Origin of the sequence: Pseudomonas kilonensis (genome assembly GCF_001269885.1) — a bacterium.
Lineage (GTDB): Bacteria > Pseudomonadota > Gammaproteobacteria > Pseudomonadales > Pseudomonadaceae > Aquipseudomonas > Aquipseudomonas kilonensis.
The window spans coordinates 28,654-54,037 of sequence record NZ_LHVH01000024.1 but is presented as its reverse complement, the minus strand read 5'-3'; the positions used below and the strand labels follow the sequence as shown (position 1 = coordinate 54,037).

Here is a 25,384-nt window from a genome sequence, read left to right as displayed (position 1 = left end):
GCCGTGATGCAAACGGATTCGCCCCTTGCGGCGAAGCAGCGCGGCATGGCGGTCATCAGTGCCTTGCTGATCGCCGCCGTGGTGGCGGTGATCGCCGGCGGCATGCTGACCCGCCAGACCCTGTTCACCCGCAGCCTGGAGGCCGAGCAGTTGCGCGTCCAGGGCTCGGCGCGGTTGCAGGGCGGCCTGCAACTGAGTCGCCAGTTGCTCTGGGACGCCCGCCAGCGCGATCCGCTGACGCGCTTTGGCCAACCCTGGGCCAAACCCATCGTGATGCCGGGTTCGGGCCAGATCGACACGCCGTTCGAAGGCCAGTTGGAAGATGAACAAGGCAAGTTCAACCTGCGCAACCTCGTCGCCAATGAACGTGTGGATGAAGAACAAGTGCGCGCCTTCGAACGCTTGTGCGAGCAGCTTGGTGTGGCCGCGACGGTCCGTACGCGCATCGTCGAAAGGGTCGTCGAGGCTTATCCGCGCCTGTTGAATCCGCGGCGGGCGGACCAAGCGCCAAAGGCCAATACCTTCGACAGCGACCGGGACACCTCGCCGCAGGCCGACAACACGCCGCTGGCACCGACCCGCCCGATGCTGCGCACCTTGCAAGACTTGCGCAGCGTCAAGGGCGTCAATGTGCGGTTGCTGGAAACACTGGCGCCTTACGTGACGATCCTGCCGACCAACACCTGGCTTAATGGCAACACCGCCAGCGCCCCGGTGCTGGCCGCCTATGTGCCGGGGCTGTCGCTGCAGCGGGCCGAGGCACTGGTCCGGGAGCGTGATGGCGGCCACTGGTTTATCAATCGCGGGGACTTCGTCAATCGCCTGCGCATGCCGGAACTGGACACCGCCAGCGTCAAGGTCGGCATCACCAGCGACTGGTTCCGCCTGCGAGGCCAGGCACGCAGCGGACAACGGCGGGTCGAACTGGAGGCGTTGCTGCAACGCACCCAGGACCGCTTGCCTCAGGTGATCTGGTCAAGGGTGGGCGTATGACGCGCTTGCGCATCGCCCTGGCGCCGCTGGGCAGCCTGGATCTCGACAGCGAGGTGGCATTTGCCTGGCTGGATCGCCAGGGCCAGGTTCGCGAGCAGGGCCGCAGCAGCCTTCGGGGGTTGGGCCAGAGTGGTAAAAACCTTTCGGTGGAGTGTTTCCTTCATCCCCGCGACAGTTTGCTGACCCGCCTGGAGTTGCCGTTGTTGCCAGCGGCCAGGATCACCGCGGCTGTGACGTGCGCGGCCCAGGCCCTGATGCTCGGTGCCAGTGAACACATGCAGGTGGCCCACAGTCCGCGTGACCTTGACGGGCAGGTGCAGATCGCCTGGCTGGACCGTGAATCCCTCGCCAACCTGGGCCGGCTTGTGCACCAGGCTGGCATGAAGCTGCGCGGCCTCTATCCGGCGGCCTACGCCTTGCCGGTGCTGTCGGGGCCGGTGGCCTGTATCGAAGACGACCATCTGCTGGTGCGCCATGGCCTGCAGCACGCCGTGGTGCAACCGTTGCAGCAAGAGGCGCTGGACGAATGGCTGTTGGAAACGGGGCCCGGGTTGCACTGGGTGGGCGAAGCGCCGCCGCACGCTTCGATCAGTACCTTGGCCGAAACCCAGCGCTGGACCGGCCCTGCGCCGGGCTGGGGCTTGCATACCGGCCTTTCACGCAACGCCGCCGAGCGCGGCGGTTGGGGCCGGGCGGCGGCGATCTGTGCGACAGCGCTGGCGGTGTGGGTGGTTGGGCTGAACCTTTACGCCGCCCGTGAAGCGGCTCAGGGTCAACGGCTCAAGGCGCAGATGAGCCAGCGGGTGAAGCAGGCGTTTCCCGAGTTGCCGGTGATTCTCAACCCGCTGCAACAGGCGCGTCAGCAAATCGCCGCGCGCCAGAGCGGTGCGGCGACCGACCCGGCTCAACGCTTTGCCAGTCTGGTGCAACAGGCGGGCAGCGCCATGCCGTTCATGAGCGGCAATGTCCAGGCGCTGGTGTTCGAGAACGGTGAGTTGCGCCTGAATGTCGTGACCGAGGCGCAGAAAACCACTGCCGAAGAGGATTGGAAAATCCCCCTGGCCCAGGCCGGCATCGACGTCGCCGCCATCGATCAGGGCTGGACCCTGCGTGTGGCACCAGCCGGCCAGGGCAGCCAGGACACCCCCGACGAAACCCCGGACGCCGATGATGAATAAGCATTCTCTGGCACTGGCGTGGGGGCGTTGGCAAGCCTATCGCACGCGTTTGCGCACGTTCTGGCAGGGGCTGGCGGTGCGCGAACAGGCCGCCGTGGCCCTGGCTGCGCTGGTGTTGGGCGGCTGCCTGGTCTGGCTCGCACTGATCCAGCCGCCGCTCAAGACCATCGCCTACTGGCAAGCCGAAACCCCGAAGCTGCGTTCACAGACCGAAGCCCTCGAAGTGCTGTTGCGTGACGTCGCTGGGCCTGCACCCGACCAGCCCCTTGAAACCGCCTTGCGCCAGAGCCTGGACGCCAGTGGTTTGAGCCAGCACTACCAATTGCAAACGCCCGACGCCGAGCGGCCCAAGGCTTGGCAGCTCACGTTCGACAAGGCTCCGGCAGAGGCGGTGATCAGCTGGCTATTGGGCAACCCACGGCAATTCTCCCTGGAAGTGATCGAGGCCCGTTTACAGCGCACCGCCCTTGCCAATCCCGACAACCACGACAACGACAACACCGCCGGCACACTGTCCGGAACCGTTCGCATGGATCAGGCGCAAGGCGCTAAGGAAGCTTCATGAAAGGGGTCAGATACCCACGTCATTGGCGCAAGGCTGCACCGCTGTTGTTGCTCGCGTTGAGTGCGTGCAACAGCACGCCACCCGCGTCGCAGCCACCGTTGCTGGTGGACAGTGAGTTGGGCATTCCGTTGGGGAGTACCCAACGCAGCGGCGATGCATTGCTCGATCGCCAGCGGGCCCAGGACCTGCGTGAACATAAGCCCGCGGTGCGGCATCAGGTCGACCTCACCGCTCGCGCTCGCGAGCCGCGCAGCAATGCGTCGGCGCGTACGCCTTTGGGCGATCAACCGGTGACGCTGAATTTCGTCGAGGCGGATATCCAGGCGGTGGTGCGGGCCTTGTCCCGTTCCACCGGCCAGCAGTTTTTGGTGGACCCGCGGGTCAAGGGCAACCTGACGCTGGTGTCCGAAGGCCAGGTGCCGGCCCACCAGGCTTACGACATGCTGCTGGCCGCGCTGCGCATGCAAGGCTTCAGCGTGGTCGACGTCGGCGGCGTGGCCCAGGTGGTGCCGGAGGCCGATGCCAAGCTGCTGGGTGGGCCGATCTACAGCGCCGACAAACCGGCCGGCAACGGCATGCTCACCCGCACCTTTCGCCTGCAATACGAAAACGCCGTGAACCTGATCCCGGTGCTGCGCCCGATCGTGTCGCCGAACAACCCGATCAATGCCTACCCGGGCAACAACACCATTGTCGTCACCGATTACGCCGAAAACCTGTCGCGGGTGGCGCAGCTCATTGAAGGCATCGACACCCCCAGCGCCATCGACACCGACGTGGTACCGATCCACAACGGCATCGCGGTCGACATCGCGCAAATGGTCTCTGACCTGCTGGAAACCCAGGGCGGCGACCAGACCCAGAAGATCAACGTGATCGGCGACCCGCGCTCCAACTCCATCATCATCCGCGCCGGCAGCCCCGAGCGCACGGAGCTGGCGCGCAACCTGATCTACAAGCTCGACAACGCCCAGAACAACCCGAGCAACCTGCATGTGGTGTACCTGCGCAACGCCCAGGCCGGCAAACTGGCCCAGGCCCTGCGCGGCTTGCTCACCGGGGAAAGCGAAGGCGAGGGCAACGACAACTCGCGCTCGGTGCTCAGTGGCATGGGCGCCAGCACCAACGGCCAGAGCGGGCAGAGCAGCAGTGGCGATGGCACCAGCAGCACCACCAGCGGCAGTGCTTCGACCAGCGGCAATGGCTACGCCCAGGGCAGCAACGGCGCGACTTCCGCTTCGCCGAAAAACGAACAGAGCACTGCCTTCAGCGCTGGCGGCGTGACCATTCAGGCCGACGCCACCACCAACACCTTGCTGATCTCCGCGCCGGACCCGCTGTACCGCAACCTGCGGGAAGTCATCGATATGCTGGACCAGCGCCGGGCCCAGGTGGTGATCGAGAGCCTGATCGTCGAGGTCGGCGAGGACGACGCCAGCGAATTCGGCGTGCAATGGCAGACCGGCAACCTCGGTGGCAGCGGCGTGATCGGTGGGGTCAATCTCGGCGGCACGGCGCTCAACCTCAACGGCAAGACCAGCATCGATGTGTTGCCCCAGGGCCTGAACCTCGGCCTGGTCAATGGCACGGTGGACATTCCCGGCATCGGCAAGATCCTCGACCTCAAGGTTCTGGCCCGGGCCTTGAAGAGCAAGGGCGGCACCAACGTGCTGTCGACGCCGAACCTGCTGACCCTGGACAACGAAGCGGCGAGCATTTTCGTCGGCCAGACCATCCCCTTCGTCAGCGGCAGCTATGTCACCGGCGGCGGTGGTACCAGCAACAACCCGTTCCAGACCGTGACCCGCGAGGAGGTGGGTTTGAAGCTTAATGTCCGGCCGCAGATTTCCGAAGGCGGGACGGTCAAGCTCGACATCTATCAGGAAGTCAGCAGCGTCGACAATCGCGCCTCGAGCACTACGGGCATCGTCACCAACAAGCGCGCCATCGACACCAGCATCCTGCTCGACGACGGGCAGATCATGGTTCTGGGTGGGTTGCTGCAGGATGGCTACAGCCAGAGCAATGACGCGGTGCCATGGTTGTCGACCATTCCGGGGATCGGCGCGCTGTTTCGCAACGAACGGCGGCAGATCACCAAGACCAACCTGATGGTGTTCCTGCGGCCCTACATCATCCGCGACACGGCGGCGGGCCGCGGCATCACCCTCAACCGCTACGACTTCATGCGTCGCGCCCAGGGCCTGCTGCAACCGGAGCGCAGCTGGGCCTTGCCGGACATGCAAGCCCCGCAACTGCCGGCCTCGGCCCGGGCGATCCCGGGGGCCGCGCCGGTGAGCCTGCAAACGCCCAGGGCGGTGATCAAGGCGGTGCCGGTCGAAGGAGGCGCCCGCTGATGAACATCAACCCTGGAAACACTGCATTTGTGGCGAGGGGATTTATCCCCGCTGGGCTGCGCAGCAGCCCCCAAGCCGACACCAAGGTATGTCAGATAGATGTTGTTGGATTTTTTGGGGCCGCTGCGCAGCCCAGCGGGGATAAATCCCCTCGCCACAGGTACTGTATCGAGCGAGAGCTGTTGTCATGAACACCCTCCCATACGCTTGGGCCAAGGCCCAACGCCTAGTGCTGCGCCAGTCCGAAGAGGGCGCGGTACTGATGGTGTGCCCGTCCACGCCGGGCTGGTCCATCAGTGAAGTGCGCCGTCAGTTCGGCGAAGTGCGCCTGGAGCGGGTGCGCGACGAGGAACTCGACGGGTTGCTCAACAGTGCTTATGCCGACACTGGTAGTGCTGCCGCAGTCGTGGGCGCGGCGGAAAACGAAGTGGACCTCGACCGGTTGATGCAGGACATCCCCGAGATCACCGATCTGCTGGACACCCAGGACGGCGCGCCGGTGATCCGCATGATCAACGCCTTGCTGACCCAGGCCGCACGGGATGAGGCCAGCGACATCCACATCGAACCTTACGAGAGCCATTCGGTGGTGCGCTATCGCGTCGACGGCACCTTGCGCGATGTGGTTTCGCCGCGCAAGGCCCTGCACGGCGCACTGGTGTCGCGGATAAAGATCATGGCCCAGCTCGACATCGCCGAAAAACGCCTGCCCCAGGACGGCCGCATCGCCCTGCGCGTGGCCGGGCGACCGATCGATATCCGCGTCTCGACGGTGCCCACCGGCCACGGCGAACGGGTAGTGATGCGGTTGCTGGACAAGCAGGCCGGACGTCTGCAACTGGAAACCTTGGGGATGGACCCGGACGTGCTGGGCAAGCTCGATCACCTGATCCGCCAGCCCCACGGCATTGTCCTGGTCACCGGCCCCACGGGCAGCGGCAAGACCACCAGCCTCTACGCCGCCCTGGCCCGGCTGGACGCTAGCGTGCACAACATCCTCACCGTGGAAGACCCGGTGGAATACGACCTGCCGGGCATCAGCCAGATCCAGGTCAACGCCAAGATCGACATGACCTTCGCCCTGGCCCTGCGCGCTATCCTGCGCCAAGACCCGGACATCATCATGATCGGCGAAATCCGCGACCTGGAAACCGCGCAAATCGCCGTGCAGGCCTCCCTCACCGGTCACCTGGTGTTGGCGACGCTGCACACCAACGACGCGGTGTCGGCCGTCAACCGCTTGATCGACATGGGCGTCGAGCCGTTCCTGCTGGCTTCGTCGATGCTCGGCGTGCTCGCCCAACGACTGGTGCGCAGGCTCTGCCCACAGTGCAAACAGCCGGATCCGGCCACGCCCGGCACCTGGCGCCCGGTGGGTTGCCCGACCTGTAACCAGACCGGCTACAGCGGCCGAACCGGTATCCATGAACTGTTCTGCATCGACGATGACATTCGCACGCTGATCCACCAGGGGGCAGGGGAGCAGGCACTGCGCGCCGCTGCCCGCCGAGCCGGGATGTTCAGCATGCGCGAGGACGGCGAGCGTTGGGTGCGCAGTGGCACCACGGCCCCTGAAGAAATCCTGCGCGTGACACGGGACGCCTGATGAATCGCTATCGTTTCGAGGCCGCCGACGCCCAGGGCAAGATCGAATCCGGACACTTGGAAGCCGACAGCCAGGGCGCGGCCTTCAACCTGTTGCGCAGTCGCGGCTTGACCGCGTTGCAGGTGCAGCTCGAGCGCAACACGACGCAAGCCAACGGCGGTGGTTTGTTCAGCGCCAGGCTCTCGGACAACGACCTGGCCTGGGCCACCCGGCAACTGGCGAGCCTGCTGGGCGCGAGCCTGCCGTTGGAAGCTGCGTTGAGCGCCACGGTGGAGCAGGCCGAGCGCAAGCACATCGCCCAGACCCTGAGCGCGGTGCGCGCCGATGTGCGCAGCGGCATGCGCCTGGCCGAAGCCCTGGCGGCACGGCCGCGGGACTTTCCGGAAATCTATCGGGCGTTGATTGCCGCGGGTGAAGAGTCCGGCGACCTGGCCCAGGTCATGGAGCGGTTGGCGGACTACATCGAGGAGCGCAACAACCTGCGGGGCAAGATTCTCACGGCGTTCATCTACCCCGGGGTGGTGGGGCTGGTGTCGGTTGCCATTGTGATTTTCCTCCTCAGCTACGTGGTGCCCCAGGTGGTCAGTGCGTTCTCCCAGGCCCGGCAAGACCTGCCCGCGCTGACCGTGGCGATGCTCACCGCCAGTGATTTCATTCGTGCCTGGGGCTGGTTGTGTTCCGGTGTGCTGGCCAGTGGGTTCTGGAGTTGGCGTATGTACCTGCGCAAACCGGCGGCGCGGTTGAGTTGGCACGCGCGGGTGTTGCGCCTGCCGCTGATCGGGCGTTTTGTACTGGGCCTCAACACCGAGCGTTTTGCCTCGACCCTGGCGATTCTCGGCGGAGCCGGGGTGCCGTTGCTGCGAGCCCTCGAGGCCGCACGCCAGACGCTGTCCAACGACCGCCTGAGCCAGAGCGTCAGCGATGCCACGGCCAAAGTCCGCGAAGGGGTCAACCTGGCGGCGGCGTTACGGGTGGAAAAAGTCTTCCCGCCAGTGCTGATCCACCTGATCGCCAGCGGCGAGAAAACCGGCTGCCTGCCGCCGATGCTCGAACGCGCCGCGCAAACCCTGTCCCGCGACATCGAACGCCGCGCCATGGGCATGACCGCACTGCTGGAGCCGTTGATGATCGTGGTCATGGGCGGCGTGGTGTTGGTGATCGTCATGGCGGTGCTGTTGCCGATCATCGAGATCAATCAGTTGGTTCAATAAACCCACCGCGCAAAAAACCGTGGCGAGGGAGCTTGCTCCCGCTGGGCTGCGCAGCAGCCCTAAAACCTGACACCCCGGTATATCAGATGGATCGCGTTCGACCTGTTTGGGGTCGCTTCGCAACCCAGCGGGAGCAAGCTCCCTCGCCACAAAAAAAGCTGATCGAGCGGAATCTTTTTCAACGCTTGAGATATCTCCCGAGCCTTGCCCGCGCCAAACTCGGGTTCCTCGTTCTGTCATCTTCCGCCGCCCGGCAACCGTGCGCCGCCACCTCCACGGCCAGCCCTCGCCATCCCCCTGGAAAATCCGCCTGAACCCACGGCGCAGAGCCCTCGAACACCCGAGGAAAAAACTCGAAAAACAGCCCTCAGCTCCCGAGGTTTTTTCCTTTATCTGTCACCGGAAGCTGCGAATTTCTAACCCATGGCCTCACCCCATCGCCATCGGCACAGGACCGAGCGCCATGACGGCAAGCACGTGTCACCCAACCTACGTACGAACACGATGAAAGGAGATTCTTCATGTTTAAGCGCAACGTTCTCGCGGTATCCCTGACCCTCGCCGGCCTCTGCGCCGCTCAGGCCGCCATGGCTGATGTCAATGGCGGTGGCGCTACCTTGCCTCAGCCGCTGTACCAGACTGCGGGTGTACTGACTGCCGGTTTTGCCCCTTACCTCGGTGTGGGCAGCGGTAACGGCAAACTGGCTTTCCTGAACAACGACTACACCAAGATCAAGCCAGGTGACACTAGCAACCCACCGAAGAACGTGCACTGGGCTGGCAGCGACTCCAAACTCAACGCCACTGAGCTGAGCGGTTACGTCAGCGCTCACGGTACTGCCTGGGGTCCATTGATCCAGGTGCCTTCGGTCGCCACTTCGGTTGCCATTCCGTTCAACAAGACCGGCACCGCTAACGTCAACTTGAGCGTTAATCAACTGTGCGGCGTGTTCTCCGGTCGCTTGACCGATTGGAGCCAGATCACCGGTTCGGGCCGTACCGGCGCGATCACCGTGGTTTACCGTGGCGAGAGCAGCGGCACTACCGAGCTGTTCACTCGCTTCCTGAATGCCAAGTGCACTGAAACCGGCACGTTCGCCATCACCACCAACTTCGCCTCCAGCTACAGCGGTGGCCTGCCAGCCAACGCCCTGGCGGCTACTGGTAGCCAGGCTGTGATGACTGCGGTGAACGCAGCCCAAGGCCGCATCACCTACATGAGCCCGGACTACGCAGCGACTACCCTGGCCGGTCTGGACGACGCCACCAAGGTTGCCCGCGTCGCCGGTGTTTCCCCAGCACCCGCCAACGTATCGGCTGCCATCGCAGCTGTTCCTGTACCAGCCACCGCCAACCGCGCCAACCCGAACGCCTGGGTGCCGGTATTTGCCGCGACCACCAACCCTAACGATCCAAGCGTCGTGGCTTACCCAGCCACCGGCTATCCGATCCTGGGCTTCACCAACGTGATCTTCAGCCAGTGCTACGCCGACGCTGCGCAAACCACGCAGGTGCGCGACTTCTTCAACCGTCACTACAACGCCACGGCAGCGAACAGCAACGACGCAGCCATCACCGCCAACCGCTTCGTACCTCTGCCTTTGACCTGGAAAAACGCCATTCGCGGCAGCTTCGTGACCGCAACCAACACCCTTAGCATCGGCAACACCAACGTCTGCAACGGCATCGGTCGTCCGCTGTAACACCGCGCTTGAGCGACACGCAACACCGATCAGCAACGGCGCAAACCGTTGCTGATTTTTTGCTTTGGTGCCGCGACCAACACAGCCCCATGAAATTTTCATGACAACCGTTCGGTCCCGAGCGGCTGTAACCGCCTATCCCCTATAACCAACGCTGGCAGCCTGACAGCACTGCGTTGCGACCCCTTAAAGCGAACCCGAAAGGATGAGTAGGATGCTGCGCTGCAAACCCCAGACGAACCTGAATGCTCCACGTCGCGATGGCGAGTTGTCGATGTTGCGGCTCAAGCCACTGGCCCAGGCCATTGCCCTGCTGATGGTGGCCGGCAATGCCCAGGCGGCGACGGCGTTCAGTTCGGCCTGGTTTGCCGCCAAGGGTGCGTCCCAGGCCGGTGGCGCGGCGCGGCCCACGACGGCGCAGCCAGGCATGCCGCCGCCCCTGGCGCAGCAGCAACGGGCCAATGCGCAGTTGCAGCGTTCGTTGACCAACCTCAACAACACCGTGGCCGCCATCGCCGCCCAGCAGGCGGCCCAGGCCGCCGGACGGCAAGCCGCGCTCGGTCAGGTACAGGTCGTGCCTGACGGCTTGGGCGAGGGCGGGCTCAAGGTCGATAACAGCCTGACCCAGGGCTGGCTCAACGCCAAGGGGCCGCAGCAGACCCAGGCCGGTGGCAAGACCACGGTGAAGATCGAACAGACCGCCGACAAGGCGATTCTCAACTGGGAAACCTTCAACGTCGGGCGCAATACCACGGTGGATTTCCAGCAGCAGTCGGACTGGGCCGTGCTCAACCGGGTCAACGACCCTCAAGCGCGACCAAGCCAGATCCAGGGCCAGATCAAGGGCAACGGCACGGTGATGCTGGTCAACCGCAACGGCATCATTTTCAGCGGCAGCAGCCAGGTCAACGTGCGTAACCTGGCGGCGGTGGCGGCCAACATCAGCGATGAGCAATTCAGCAACCGCGGCTTGTTCGTCGATGCCACTGGCACCCAGCCGACCTTCACTGACGCGGCGGGCAAGGTCGAAGTGCAGCAGGGCGCGTTGATCGAAACCCACCGTGCCGCCACTTCCACGGCCGGGGGCGGCTATGCCTTGCTGCTGGGTAGCGAAGTGGAGAACGCCGGTTCCATCATCACCGCCAAGGGCCAGACCACCCTGGCGGCGGGCGACAGCTTCTACATCCGGCGTGGTCAGGGCACCAGCGGCAACCTGCGATCCACCACCCGCGGCAACGAGGTCGCGACATCCCTCAAACCGGGCAGCAGCGCCGGCACGGTGATCAACAGCGGCCTGATCCAGGCCAGCACCGGCGACATCACCCTTACTGGGCACAATGTGCAGCAGAACGGCGTGGCCGTCGCCACCAGTTCAGTGGACACCCGTGGCACCGTGCACCTGCTCAACGCCTTCAGCGACAGCAGCGGTAGCGTGACCCTGGGGCAGGGCAGCGCCACGGCGGTGCTGCTCGACGCCGCGGGCGGCAGTGCTCTGGACAGCCAGCGCAATGCCGGACCGGCCGGCCTGGATGGCACGCCGAACAACCTGATCACCGGCCAGTTCAACAACCTCAGCAGCGTGGTCGACCGCAGCGATCAGTCGCGGGTCGAGATCGTCAGTGGCGGCAGCGTCGACTTCCAGAACGGCTCCATCACCCTGGCCACCGGCGGCCAGGTCGCGGTCAGCGCCGCCGGTCGCAGCCTGGTGCGCGATGGCGCGGTGATCGATGTCTCCGGCGCCATCGGCGTCAAGGTGGCAATGGAGTCGAACTCCATCAAGGTCAACGTGCAGGGCAACGAGCAGCGCGACGCACCGGTCAACCGCGAGGGCGGAAAACTGACCAACAACGATGTCTGGGTGGACGTGCGTGACTTGATTTACGTGCCGGCGGGCACCAACGGCTACGCCACCGACCGTTGGTACACGGCGGGTGGGCTGTTGGAAGTCGGCGGTTATTTGGGGACCCGAGGCCACAGCGCCGGTGAATGGGCTGCTCAAGGCGGCACCCTGACGTTCACCGGCAACGACGTGGTGACCCAGCAGGCGGCGCAGTTGAACCTGTCTGGCGGTACCCTGGATGTGCAGAGCGGCTACCTGCGTCAGTCCTGGCTCAAGGGTCCCAATGGGCGTTTGTATGAATTGTCCAAGGCGCCGGGAGACATTCTCTATACCGGCATCTACAAGGGCTACGAAGACCACAGCCAACGTTGGGGCCAGACCGATTACTACTACAACCCGCTGATTGCTCCGCGCGAGCGTTTTGAATCGGGTTATACAGTCGGTCGCGATGCCGGCAAGCTGGTGGTGTCGACCCGCAACGCCGTGCTGGAAGGCCAGATTGTCGGCGAGGTCTACCAGGGCGAACGCCAGACCCAGGCGCCGAACCTCAACCTCGACGGCTACCAGCAATCGCAAAACGCCGTGGCCCGACGGGCGCAGTTGTGGGTGGGCAGCTACACGCCGATCTATGACAAGGCCAGCGGTGTGATCAACAGCGGCTTGAACCCCACGCTCGATCAGGTCACCGTCGGCAAGGTGGCCGACAAGATTGCCGCGGGCCTTGACCTGACCTCGGTGGTTGGCACTGATCGGCAAGGCAAACTGGTTCTGGATAACGATCTGCTCAACGGCTTCCAACTCGGCGCGGTCAAGGTGGCGGCGCTTGAGGGCATCAAGGTCGATGGCGCGCTCAAGGTAGCCGATGGCGGCGATATCACGCTTTATGCACCGCAGGTCGAAGTGAACACCGACCTGACGGCCCGCAGCGGTCGCATTGCCTTGGGTAACGTGCTTAAACAGATCAGAACCGATAATTTCCAGATGGGCGATGTCGTGCTTTCGCCCGCCACAGGTCAGCGTGCTGTGGTCACGTTGGGCGAGGGCGTGACGTTGAACACCGCTGGCCGCTGGAGCAACCTGCTGCTTGACGGCAACGATCACGAGAACCTGCCGTTTATCAACGGCGGTGCCGTGGTCGTGCGCAGCGACAATATCGATGTGCGCCAGGGCAGCCTGATCGACGTCAGCTCCGGCGCCGCGGTCATGGCCGATGGCAAGACCCGCGGTGGTAAGGGCGGGGACCTGACGCTGACGGCAGCGACCAATGCGTCGTCAAGCAGCGGCGACTTGAGCCTGGACGGTGAACTGCGCGGCACCGGGGTGAGCGGTGGCGGGACCTTGAAGCTGGCGGCCAATAAAGTGCTGATCGGCGACAGCGGCTCGCCACTTGAACCGGGCACCCTGCAACTGGGCGGTGACTTCTTCGACAAAGGCTTCTCGGCCTATGACATCACCGGTAATGAAGGCCTGACGGTGGCCGACGGGACCCGGGTCGATGTGACGATGCCGGTGTACCGTTTTGGCGAGCAGGCGTTGAGCACCGGCAGCGATGCAGAGCCGGCCGAGGCTTTGCAGCGCTGGACGCCGGAGCTGTACCAGGAAGATGCGATCAAAGGCGTCCTGACCCAGCGTCGCGGCGCGAGCCTGAGCCTCACTGCCGGTACCGCGAACGCCAGCGCCGCCGACATGGCGAGCACGGTGTTGAACCTGGGCAAGGGTAGCGTGATCAGCGTCGATCCGGGCCAGGGCATCGATGTGCGCAGCATTGGTCAACTGACTGCCAACGGTACCCTTAATGCGTGGGGTGGGCGGGTCAGTCTCACCGAGTTGAGTGTCTCGGGTGCGGACGGCGAAGGGGTCAATGCCCAGGGCCACGGTCGTTCCATTTGGCTCGGCGAACAGGCGCTGATCGACGTCTCCAGTCGCGCCGTGACTGCCCAGGATATGCGCGGCCAGACCTACGGCCTGGTGCGCGACGGCGGGCAGATTGTCATCGGCGGTCAGATCGATGCCGCGAAAGGTTCTGCTTCCGCATCCGAACTGTTTGTGGTGGTGCGCGACGGTGCGCGTCTGCAAGCGGACGGCAGCCAGGCCGTGCTGGATATTCCCGGCCAGGGACGTACGTCGGTGGCGAGCAATGGCGGCAGTATTTCCCTGGCATCGGCCAATGGTTTGTACCTGGACGGCGACTTCAGCGCTCGTTCGGGTGGCACAGGGGCGGCAGGCGGCAGTTTGTCAGTAGCCCTGGAAACGCCCTATTACCGCAACGATGCGGTCAGTGATCGGGTCTTGCAAGTACGTGAGCTGGTGCTGGGGCAAAACGCCCAGGCGACCCTGCTGGGCGACACAGCCGAAACCTCGGCGGATTCACTGGTCTACGGTCACGGTCGGTTGGGCGTGGATCAGGTGCAGTCGGGCGGCTTCGACAGCCTTGCCTTGTTGAGCAATGGCTTGTTGAGCGCCGATGGCGACGTGTCACTGTCTCTGGGCCAAAGCCTGAGTCTGTATGCCCGCAGCTTTGGGCCGAGTGCAAATGCGCCAGCCAATACCCGGGTCCAACTCAATGCCTCCCATGTGCTGCTGTCCGGGCCTGCGGCCGCTCGACCGAATATGGACGGGTATACTCGGCCCGCGGTCGAGGGCGGCGGTGTGTCGCTGTTGGCAAACAAGGCAGTGTTTTCCGTTAACGCAGACCTGCTGGATGTACAGGGCAGTGTGATATTTAGCGGCAAAGGCACGCTGAGGCAGGCCGACGGCACTACCGTCGAGCTGGAGCGCGCCGGTTTCGACCGGGTCCAGCTAAGCAGTCGGGGTGATTTACGATTCCTGGCAGGGTTCTCTGGCGGCGGTATGCCTGAAGGCTTCACTACCCAATTGCTGACCCCTTCGGACATGATCTTGCAAGCGGCGCAGTTGTATCCCGCGACCGGGGTCGGCGCACGGATATTGGCAGGATATGGCTGGGGCACTGAACCCGGTAGCGGCATGATTCTCTATGATCCGGCGCGTAGCCTGGTCATCGGACGCACCACCCAGGTAGCACTTCAAGTGCCTTATTCGGTGTTCGGTCGCTTGCAACTGGGTAGCGCCAAGATCGAACAAGGTGGTGTTGTCCGTGCACCTTTGGGGTTGCTTGAAATCGGCACAAACAACAGCTTGGCGGGTGTATCGGCTCGAGTAGACTTGTTGCCGGGCAGCCTGACCTCGGTCAGCGGCCTGGGGTTGTTGCTGCCTTATGGCGGCACTGTCGATGGGCAGAGCTATCAGTACGCTGGAAAGAAGGTTGTGTTGCTAGGGCAAGGAGCGACTGCCGGCAATGGTGACCTGAATATCGGCGTGATTCTCGGCGGTAAATCGGTGGCAGCCCAGGAAGGCTCGGTGCTCGATCTTTCCGGGGGCGGTGAGCTGCTCGGCGCCGGTTTTATCTCTGGCCGAGGCGGCTCCACCGATGCGCGCTTCAACCCGCTGGTACAAATCGGTGCCAATGGCGGTTTCACTTTGCCGGGACTGTCCAGCAATCCGGTCTACGCCATCGTGCCGGGCAACCAGAGCCAGTATGCGCCGGTCGCTGCCGAAGGCGGTGCGGTGGATCCGAGGGTAGGGCAGCAAATCACCATCGGTGCCGGTGTGCCCGGGCTAGCTGCCGGCACCTACACCCTGATGCCGTCCACCTATGCCTTGCTGCCGGGGGCGTTCCGAGTCGAGGTCAATGGTTTGGCGGGGCAAGGGGTCACAACGGGCGCGCAACAGATGCGCAACGGTTCGTGGACCGCCGCCGGGGTGCTGTCGGTGGCCAATACCGGGCAGCGCAACAGTTTGTCCAGCCAAGTCATCCTGACCTCGGGAGATGTGCTGCGTCGCTACTCGCAATACAACGAAACCAGCTATGCCCAGTTTGCCGTGGCCGACGCCGCACGCTTGGGCGTTCCCAGGGCTTTGTTGCCGGTAGATGCCAAGACGTTGAAGTTGAACCTGGCAAAGGGCGCTGGAGACCAGGCCTTCTCCTTCAAGGGCATCGGCAAGTTCGCGCCTCAGACCGGGGGATACGGCGGCACCGTCGCGGTGGTCGCCAGCAATGGTACCGCGCTGGAGGTGGTCGCCGAAGGACGCGGGGCCACGGCCGGCTTCGAGGGGGTGACCCTCAATGCCGAAAGCCTCAATGCATTGAATGCCTCACGGCAAGTGATCGGCGGCCAGTTTTCGGTGCTCTATGGCCAAGGTGGCAACTACATCACGCCGCAAAACGTGTCCCGCAGTGTCGCGCTGCGTGAAGGTGCGACTCTGTCGGCGCCTGAGGTATTCCTCCTGGCCGATGGTGGCGAACTGTTGATGGAGCAAGGCGCCGCCATCAACACCATAGGACGGGGCAAGGCCGCTTACGATGCTCGTGATGGTTTTATCTATAACCTCAATGTGCAAAACCAAAACTACAGCTTGCTGGCTGTCTCCAATGGTTTGCTCAATGTATTGGCCCCTCTGTCAGGCACCAGCGGCACAGTCAACATCGGCGGATGCAGCCTGACGCCGTGCAGCGGCGTGACCCGGATTCACTCCGAAGGCAGCATCGTCGCTGCGTCCGGCAGCAGCCTGCAGCTTGACGACCAGGTGCGCTACGGCACCCGTCACCTGACCCTGGCCCTGAGCAACATCAACGTCGGCACCGCCCAGGCCCTGAGCAACGCGGCGACGCGCCAGGTCCTGCCTGCCGGTCTGACCTTGAGCCAGACCGTGCTCGATCGCCTGTTGCGCGGGGACACCGAATACGGTGCTCCCGCCCTGGAAACCCTCGAACTGTCGGCCAGTCAGGCGCTGAATTTCTACGGCACCGTCAGTCTCGACACCTTTGACCCGACAACAGGCAAGTCGCGCCTGAATAACCTGATGCTCAGCACACCGGCCATTTATGGCGCTGGCGGTGCCAGCGACGTGGCGACCATTCGCACCGCCAACCTGATCTGGAACGGCGCTGTCGGCGCGCCGGGTTCGGTGATTGCCGGCGGGGCCGGCACTGGCGCCGGTCGCCTGGACATCCAGGCCCAGCGCATCGAATTCGGCTACGGTGACTTCGCCCAGCCTAGCTCGGTCACCACCCTGAACCGCCTTGCTTTGGGATTCGCCAACGTCAACCTCAGCGCCAGCGAGCGCCTGACGGCCAACCACAAAGGCAGCCTGGCGGTGTATCAAAGCCAAGGGGCCTATGACGCGAAAACGGGCTACGCCTACAGCGGCGGCAACCTGAATATCCTCACACCGTTGCTCACCGGCGAAGCCGGTTCGGTCAACCGCATTACCGCGGGCGGGGCGGTCAATGTGACAGGCACAACCGCTAAGCCGGGCGCTGTCTCCGGGCTTGGGGGCGAGTTGTCCATCAAAGGCGCGAGCCTCAACCTTGCCAGCGCGGTGGTGCTGCCCAGCGGCAAGTTGACCCTGAGCGCGACGGACGACCTGACCCTGTCCGATGAGGCGCTGATCGACGTGGCGGGCCGTGCAGTCACCTTCAACGATGTGACACGCTACAGCGCCGGTGGCGAGGTGATCCTGCAAAGCCAGAGCGGCAACATCCGCCAGGCGGATGGTTCAAGCATCGACGTCTCGGCCCGACACAACCAGGCCGGTCGGCTCAGTGCGGTGGCTCTGGACGAGGCCGCCGGGATCGTTGATTTGCAGGGACGAATTCTCGGTAGCAGCACCGGCGAATATGACGCCGGCGGCACCGCCATGCCGTACTTGGCCGGTGGCGTGGAGATCCAGGCCCAGCGCCTGGGCGGTAGCGGCAACCTCAGCGAACAGTTCGCGGCGTTGAACCAACGGTTGAACGACGGGCAGGTGTTCGGCTCTCGCAGCTTCCAGCTCAAGCAAGGCGACCTGGTGATCGGCAACGAACTCAAGGCCTCATCCATCAACGTGTCCCTGGACAATGGCAGCCTGCAGGTCAACGGCACGGTGGACGCCAGCGGTGAGCGGGTCGGCAGCATTTATCTGGCCGCCAAGAATGCCCTGACCCTGGGCAGCGGTGCTGTGCTCGACGCCCATGGTCGGCGCCTGCGGGTAGACAGCTACGGCAAGATCATCGACTCGCCGAACCGCGCCATTGTCGACTTGACTGCTCGGGAAGGCCTCCTGACCTTGGGCAACGGCGCCCGCATCGACCTGCGCCACGGCACCGAGGTCGCGCTGGGCAGTGCGCCCGGCCTGAATGACGGTCGTGCTCGCGGGACGTTGCAACTCAGCGCACCACGATTGGGTGGCGTGTCGGGGGGCGACGTGGCTGTCGATGCCAGTGGTGCGCTGGATATTCAAGGCGCCCGCTCGATCGCGCTGGTTGCCATGTGGCAATACAGCGATGCGCCGCTGATTAACGTGCCGGCTGCCAGTGGTCGGCCTTATCAGGTCATCAATCAGGCGTGGCTGGAGGATGTGCATGACGACAACACTGCTTTTATCACTAACGCCCTCGACAACAACGATCTGTTGCAGCGCAAACTCGCCGGGTTGAACAACAGCCGCTATCGCGACGTGTTGCATCTGCGCCCCGGTGTGGAGGTGGTGAGTGCGACGGCCGACGGTGACCTGGTGGTCCAGGGTGACCTGGACCTGTCGCGCTATCGTTATGAGAGCCTCAATCCGCATAACGCCCTGAGCGGGATCTACGGCTCCGGCGAATCCGCTAGCCTGACCCTACGGGCCGGCGGTGACTTGAACATCTACGGCAGCATCACCGACGGGTTTGCCCAGCCACCGGCCAGCAACGATGACAAAGGCTGGGTGCTGTTGCCGGGCATTGATTTCGCGGCGGGCGATATCGTCGTGCCCGGCAGCGGCGTGACCCTGGCGGACGACACGGCGTTTCCGGCGGGCTCGGTGCTCAACTTCGACGTGCCGCTCAAGGGCGCTACCTTGGCGGCGGGAACGCGCCTGCCGGTCGCCGCGACACTCGATCAGCCAATGGTGCTGCCGGCGGGCACGGTCCTCGCCGCAGCGGTGCATGACGCCTTCGGTAATCTGTTGTTCGCCGCCGGCACGTTGTTGGCTTCGACTCAGACTCTTGAGGCAGGAACAGTGCTGGGGGCCGGCAGCTTGCTGGGCAGCAGCGCAACAATAGGCAGCCTGATCTGGCCCAAAGGCGTTGCCTTGCCAGGCATTGCGGACGCGACCCATGGCTTGACCAACGTCCTGCGTCTCAGCGGTCCCCTGGCACTGAGTGTGGGTTCGAAAATCCCTTCAGGTACCGACATCAAGCTGCCGGCCGGTGTCGAGTCGGTGCAGTTGCGTCCGGAAGTGGCGGGGAGCAACTGGGCCATCGCACCGATGTTGGCCGAGGGCTCGCAGTCCTGGTCGTTGCGCCTCGTGGCGGGCGCCGATACACAGGCGGCGGACAGCCGGGTCGTGCAGCCTGCCTCGGCCCGTGGCGATCTTCATCTGGCTGACAGTCATTACGGTGTATTTGGCGTGCCGAATATGGTCTGGACCGAAGCCGGATCGCTGGAGTTTTTTGGTGACTCCAGCATGGTAGGGCAACCCGTGGACTTCGTTGGGTTCGGCGATCCTAATCTGTGCATCGACGACCCGTCTCGTTGTGAAGAGGATGGTCCCCCCGGGTATAAGCCGGGCAGCCAACGCTGGAGTGTCATTCGCACTGGCACGGCAGACCTTGAGTTGCTATCGGCAGATGATCTGAAAATGGACTCCCTTTATGGGGTCTACACCGCCGGCAGTTCGGCCAGCGCGACCTACGCTGGCGATCCGTACAATCAGCCCAAGGCGTTGGGGGCAGGAGGTACGGTGCTGAATGACGCAACAGGTGAAAACGAGCAATTTGTGGACGGCGGCATCAACAGTGTCTATCGCGCTTGGTACCCTGACTCTGGCGGTAACCTGACCCTGAAGGTCGGTGGTGACTTGATCGGCAACGCCATGGATGTTTCCAGCAGCAATTATGGGCGGCCCAACCCATTCGATACCGGTTACGACACGGTCAACGTTGGTAACTGGCTGTGGCGCCAAGGCAACGGCTCAGTTGCCACGGGTACCGGGGCACAACCGTCCGCCTGGTGGATCAACTTTGGTAGTTACACCGCTGCGCAGGATCCTATCAATGCTGACCTGATGGTTGGTTTTACCGGTTTCGGTACGCTGGGCGGGGGGGATCTGAACGTCCAAGTGGCCGGCGATGCCGGAATACTCGATCAACTGGCGGGCAGTCTTCTTGAGCCGCGCAGCAACCGCCGCAGCCAAGGACTGGTGCTTGCCGTGGGCAGCACCGGGCGCGTGGGCGCTGATGGCAGCCTGCAACTGACCGGCGGCGGCGACCTCAACCTGCGTGTGGGTGGTGCTTTGAATCCCGAGGGCCTGTTCGTGAGCGGGCATCTCAACGGCGCGGTCATCAACCTGCGGGGCCACGCGCAGATCGACAGCGGCGCCATCGGTCGAATCGACCTTCAATACGGCAATGCTGTCGCAGTACAGTCCCCTGGAGAAACGCGGGCCTACGATTCCTTCAAATCCACACGAGGGTTTGCGACCGGGGGACTGACCCTCATGCCGGGCGATGCTACCTTCGATCTGACGACTTCAGGCGACCTTGTGGTGATGGACGTCGCCGATCCGGGGCGGGCGCCGATGATGAGTGCCTCACGCTTCAAGGACGGTAACACCAACGGATCGGGCGTCAGCTGGTTCACGCTGTGGACGGCCAATACTGCGGTCGACTTGTGGTCGTCGGGCGGTAACCTGACGCCTCTCACCTTCGGCACCGCAACGGATCTGGCGGTCGTCTATCCGTCGATTCTGAGGGCTGTGGCAGCCGGTGGCAGTCTTTATTACGGGAAGTCCTCGGAGCTGTATGACGCAGGCTACAACGGCAACAATCGCCCAGCCCTGCTGCTCGCTCCCGGCATCAACAGTGAGCTGCAATTGATGGCCGGCGATTCCATCTACGGCGGTGATATGTCGGTCAGTCGCTCCGGAGCATCGTCTGCAGCCCTGGCTACACCGTTCAGGCCGGCCTTTGCCGGTATCGTCGATGGTTTCGTCATAAAGACCAGCAATCTCTCAGCCGATGGCAACCCCGCTCGCCCTAGTGCGAACATATTGCCGCTGTTTGCCTTCGACACCAGCAGCGCTTCAAGTGAATGGGCCCTCAATGTCGATCCTGCTCGCTTCTATGCGCTTGAAGGTGACTTGCTGGCAGTCGCCACTGGACGGTCGATGACCTCAGTCTCCACAGGCAGATGGCCGGGGCGAATCGCATACGAAGGCGCCGGACCTGTACGGATGATGGCTGGGCGGGACATTGTCAGCAGCGGCATACCGCTGGGCGGGTCACTGAATGAGGACCCCAACATGGGGGGCGCGGGAAACTACACCAGCAACGGCAACCTCTTCATCCACAACAACCCCACCGACATCTCCATCGTTTCAGCCGGGCGCGACATCCTCTACAGCAACTTCAACGTCGCCGGCCCCGGCCTGCTGGAGATCACCGCCGGGCGCAATATCCTGATGGACGACAAAGTCAGCATCACCAGTATCGGCGCGGTGGTGCCAGGGGATTCCCGCCCCGGCGCGAGCCTGGTGCTGCAAGCCGGCGCGGGCCTCAATGGCGCGGATTACGAGCGCTTCGTCAAGGCGTATCTCGACCCGGCGAACCAGGCCTTGGCCGGTGTGCCCCTGGCGAACCAGGACGGCAAGGTCGCCAAGACCTACGAGGCTGAGCTGGTGGATTGGCTGGAGAAACGCTTCGGCTTCAGCGGCGACACCGAGCAGGCCCGCAGCTTCTTCGCGGCATTGCCGGCGGAGCAGCAGCGGGTGTTTGCCCGGGATGTGTACTTCGCCGAACTCAAGGCCGGTGGTCGGGAGTACAACGAAGTGGGCGGCGTGCGCCAGGGCAGCTACCTGCGCGGGCGGGAGGCCATCGACTGGTTGTTCCCGAGCAAGGATGTGGCGGGCAACGCGATCACCTACAAGGGCGACATCACCATGTTTGGCGGGGCGGGGGTGCACACCGATTTCGGCGGCAGTATCCAGATGCTCACCCCGGGCGGCGGGCAGACGTTCGGCATCGAGGGCAGCGCACCGCCGTCCACCGCCGGGGTCATCACCCAGGGCGAGGGCGATATCCAGTTGTATGCGCAGAACAGCATCCTGCTGGGGCAGAGCCGGATCATGACCACCTTCGGCGGTTCGATTCTCGGCTGGTCGGCCCAGGGCGATATCAACGCCGGTCGCGGTTCGAAGACCACCGTGGTGTACACGCCGCCCAAGCGTTTGTACGACACCTGGGGCAACGTGACCCTGTCGCCATCGGTGCCGAGCACCGGGGCGGGTATCGCCACCCTCAACCCGATTGCCGAAGTGGCGCCGGGGGATATCGACCTGATCGCGCCGCTGGGCACCATCGATGCGGGCGAGGCGGGGATCAGGGTGTCGGGCAACGTCAACATCGCCGCGTTGACCGTGGTAAACGCGGCCAACATCCAGACCCAGGGCAAATCCTCCGGCGTGCCGCTGGCGGCCTCGGTGAACACTGGGGCCATTACCTCGGCCAGTTCGGCGGCGTCTTCGGCGACGCAGGCGGCTGAAGACGTGGCGCGTCAGCAACAGAACGCGGCGCGGCAGAACCAGGCGTCGGTGTTTACCGTGCAGGTGGTGAGTTTTGGCTCCGAGCAACTGGCCCCATCACGCGACGGCGCCAGCCGCGAAGCGCCTCGGGCCTATGACCCGGCTAGCCCGGTCCAGGTACTGGGCGCAGGGCCTTTGGACGAACAGAACCGCCAGCGGTTGACTGAGGAGGAGCGGGGGCGGTTGAGTTTGTAGGGGGAGGTTGCCGGCTAGTTTGTTTGGGGCGGGGTAATTCTGCTGGCAGTGATGTTGGCTGATCCACCGCCTTCGCGAGCAGGCTCGCTCCCACAGAAATCCTGGGTGCTCATGAGTTTTGCATTCATCGCAGAACCCCTGTGGGAGCGGGCTTGCTCGCGAAGACGTCGGCACAGCCAACATATATGCCAGCAGGTCCACCGCCTTCGCGAGCAAGCCCGCTCCCACAAGGTTATTGGGTGACCTCAAGTTTCGGGCACAACACCGGCTCCCTTGTGGGAGCGAGCCTGCTCGCGAAGGCGGAGGATCGGCTGGCACAGAGGTTGGCTATAACCACCTCGGGGTGGTGAAGAACGAGGCCATTTCCGAGCGGGCCAGGGCCTCGCCGAAGTAGGGGCCCTGGACATGGTCGCAGGCTACGTTGCGCAGTTGGCTGAATTGCCGGGCGTTTTCGATGCCTTCGGCAGTGACCATCAGCCCTACACTGCGGCTCAAGCGGATCATCGCCAGGACGCCTTCCTTGTCATCTTCCAGACCCAGCTGCGTCAGGATGTTGCGATCGAAGCGGATGCCATCGAACGGCTGGTCCAGTACCTCGCGCAGGGAGGCGATGCTGGTGCCGAACTTGTCGATGTTGATCCGCACGCCGAGGTCCTTGAGCGCATGGAGGGTGCTGGCGACGGTCTTGTGGTCGGCCAGCAGCACCCCTTCAGCCACTTCCAGGGTCAGCCGCTGAGGTGCCAGGCCACTCGCTTCGAGGGCTGTCTGTACCTGGTTGAGCAGGAAACTGCTGTTGAACCATCGGGGTGAAACTGCGATGGAGACGTTGACGGCGCTCGGCCAGGTGGCAGCCTCTTCACAGACGTTGATCAACATCCAGGTGCCCAGTTCTTCAAGCTGGCCCGAGGTTTCGGCCACCGGTATGAAGTCGGCCCCACCCAATTCACCTTTCTCGGGGTGGTGCCAGAAGGTCTGGGCTTCGAAACCGTGCAGTTGCTCGGCGCTCACGTCGAAGCGAGGCAAGTAGCGCAGTTCCAGTTGATCCCGTTGCATGGCGTCGCGCAGTTGCTGTTCGTATTGCCGCCGGTCGCGGGCCAGGTTGCCCATGGCTTCTACATACACGCGCCAGGTGTTGCGGCCGGCTGCCTTGGCCGCATACAACGCGATGTCGGCGTGGCGCAACAGTTCATCGGCACGTTCGTCTCCGGGCTGCGCCCAGGCAACGCCGATGCTCACCCCCAGGTAGAGAGTATTGCCGTCCAGGTGCATGGGCCGTTGCATGCAATCGATCAGCCGTTCACAGAGTTGATCGAGATCGCCGGCATCGCCCGGGTCGGGCATGACAATGACAAACTCATCACCGCCCAGGCGGGCCACCAGATCAGTGCCGCGCACGTTTTGCTGGAGGATATGCGCCACTTCCTTGAGCACTTTATCGCCCACGGCATGCCCCAGGGAGTCGTTGACTGGTTTGAACCGGTCCATGTCCAGGTTCAGCAGCGCCAGGGGCGGACGATCGGCTCGGCCCAGGTGTTCGCGCAGGCAATCGAACAAGCGGTTGCGGTTGGCCAGCCCGGTCAGTGGATCATGCAGGGAAAGGTGCTTGATCTCGGCCAGTGCGCGCAATTCGTCGGTGATATCGGTGGCGGTGCCACGAAAACCCAGGGTGCCAGCTTCGATAGCTCGCACCGAGAGTTTGCAGGTGCGGATGCGCTGGTTGCGCGCGGTGTACTCGCACAGCAGCGGTACCGAGGAGACGCTGTTGGCGCCGCCGAGCAGCCATTGGGCAATCGAGATCGAGCCGCCATGGGGGTGGAGCAGCCGGTGCAGAGGTTTGCCCAGCCACTCCGTGGGACTGAAGCCGGTCACTTGTTCGAAGCGCTCCGACAGATAGGTCAGGGTGCCGGTCGAATCGACCTCCCACAACCAGTCGGAGGACACTTCGGCAATGTCGCGGAAACGTTCTTCACTGCGTTCCAGCGCCTTGCGGTGGGCCAGCAGGCTGGCGTACTGGTGTTCCTGGGCGCGGAGCATGGCCAAGGCATGGCGCAGAACGGTCAGGGCCAGAATCCCCAGCACCAGTAACGCCACGGCCAGCAACGGCAGGAGGAATTTTCGCAGATCCTGGCCCGGGGTCTGCGGCCGCCAGGCCAAGGCTTCCAGGGTCAGGTCGTCGAGCAGCAGTTGGGCGGTATCGGCTGGGCCCGGTGTCCTGGCGATATGGGCATCGGGCAGGGCGAAGTCCCGCGCCAGGTTTTCCAGGGCTCCGGAATCAAGGACCTTGACGAAGAGCAACAGGCTGGGCGGGCCGGGGATTTCGGGCACGCTGCTGTCCGTGCCGATGGTGATGACGGACGCGGCGACAAACGCAGGGGCGTCCTCGTGATGCAGCATCTCGACGACCACTTCGTCGTGATTTTCCGCGGCGTTGGCTTTTTTCAACAGCGCTCGCAAGTCGCCGGTCAGCCAAGTCTCGGCATCGACCTCACTCATCTGGCCATCGATTACCGAATAAACCGTCTTGCCGCTGGGCGCGATGACAAACACCGCCTGGTAGCCATAGAGCGAAAACACGCTGCTGCCGACGTTTTCCTGGTCATAGGCCCATTCCTTGTCGACGTCGACATGCAGGTGCCGGTAGGCGTCGCTCCACTTGGAGTAGTCACTCAGATCCCGTCCGATACCCGTGCGGATCCCCTCGATGGCCCGCTGGGCGAAAAACAGGCTCTGTTCACGGGCGCGCTGGTCCTGGGCGCCAGTGATGTTGAGCAGCACGGCGATCGCCAGTGCAGACATGACAAACAGCAGCAGCATGATGGCCGGGAAAGTGCGACGGGTGAAACTACGGGTTGGTGAGCCCGGGGAAAGGACAGTCGAGTCATTGCCAGCATTTTCAATCATAGAAATAAGTCATCAGCAAAAAAGCGATTTCACCCGCACCTGTCTTATATCGGCTGTCGGGCTGATTTACTTAGTCGTGATCACAAATGGTGCGCCTGGCTGAGCTGCCGCCAGGTGGGACGGCATGCAACGGTTCGTCGGGACACGCTGTCCAGAGCTTCCTTGCTCAAGAGCAAGGACCTGTGGCCGAGGCGGGTTTGTATCGCAGTGTGTAC

General features: G+C 63.8%; 9 protein-coding genes. 8 read left to right on the top strand and 1 reads right to left on the bottom strand.

The window, feature by feature from the left end; genetic code table 11:
• Nucleotides 1-6 precede the first annotated feature (6 nt).
• The 8 genes from gspK (at nucleotide 7) to AD662_RS16520 (ending at nucleotide 22,268) form a co-directional block, all read left to right on the top strand.
• Entirely contained in the window at nucleotides 7-993 is a 987-nt protein-coding gene (gspK, locus tag AD662_RS16560; RefSeq protein WP_053188963.1) for a type II secretion system minor pseudopilin GspK, read from the top strand.
• Nucleotides 990-2,171 (top strand): type II secretion system protein GspL, encoded by a 1,182-nt coding sequence (gene gspL, locus AD662_RS16555; RefSeq protein WP_053188960.1) that lies wholly within the window; start codon nucleotides 990-992, stop codon nucleotides 2,169-2,171. Before gspK ends, gspL begins: the two co-directional genes overlap by 4 nt.
• Nucleotides 2,164-2,736 carry a type II secretion system protein M gene (gene gspM, locus AD662_RS16550; protein WP_053188957.1) on the top strand — a complete coding sequence of 191 codons (573 nt, stop codon included), beginning with the start codon at nucleotides 2,164-2,166 and terminating at the stop codon, nucleotides 2,734-2,736. Before gspL ends, gspM begins: the two co-directional genes overlap by 8 nt.
• Nucleotides 2,733-5,093: a type II secretion system secretin GspD gene (gene gspD, locus AD662_RS16545; RefSeq protein ID WP_053188954.1), complete on the top strand. Its 2,361-nt coding sequence runs from the start codon at nucleotides 2,733-2,735 to the stop codon at nucleotides 5,091-5,093. Before gspM ends, gspD begins: the two co-directional genes overlap by 4 nt.
• A 187-nt stretch (nucleotides 5,094-5,280) precedes the next feature.
• Nucleotides 5,281-6,699, top strand: coding sequence for a type II secretion system ATPase GspE (gene gspE / locus AD662_RS16535; protein WP_053179400.1), 1,419 nt, complete (start codon nucleotides 5,281-5,283; stop codon nucleotides 6,697-6,699).
• Nucleotides 6,699-7,910: a type II secretion system inner membrane protein GspF gene (gene gspF / locus AD662_RS16530; protein ID WP_053188951.1), complete on the top strand. Its 1,212-nt coding sequence runs from the start codon at nucleotides 6,699-6,701 to the stop codon at nucleotides 7,908-7,910. The genes gspE and gspF overlap by 1 nt, the downstream gene beginning before the upstream one ends.
• A gap of 521 nt (nucleotides 7,911-8,431) precedes the next feature.
• Nucleotides 8,432-9,613 (top strand): substrate-binding domain-containing protein, encoded by a 1,182-nt coding sequence (locus AD662_RS16525; protein ID WP_053188948.1) that lies wholly within the window; start codon nucleotides 8,432-8,434, stop codon nucleotides 9,611-9,613.
• Nucleotides 9,614-9,827: 214 nt separating this feature from the next.
• Complete coding sequence (locus AD662_RS16520; RefSeq protein ID WP_053188945.1) at nucleotides 9,828-22,268, top strand: filamentous hemagglutinin family protein; 12,441 nt, start codon at nucleotides 9,828-9,830, stop codon at nucleotides 22,266-22,268.
• A 327-nt stretch (nucleotides 22,269-22,595) separates the two neighbouring features.
• Here the strand turns inward: AD662_RS16520 and AD662_RS16515 are convergent, their stop codons facing one another.
• Nucleotides 22,596-25,169: a bifunctional diguanylate cyclase/phosphodiesterase gene (locus AD662_RS16515; protein ID WP_053188942.1), complete on the bottom strand. Its 2,574-nt coding sequence runs from the start codon at nucleotides 25,167-25,169 to the stop codon at nucleotides 22,596-22,598.
• Between the last annotated feature and the right edge of the window lie 215 nt (nucleotides 25,170-25,384).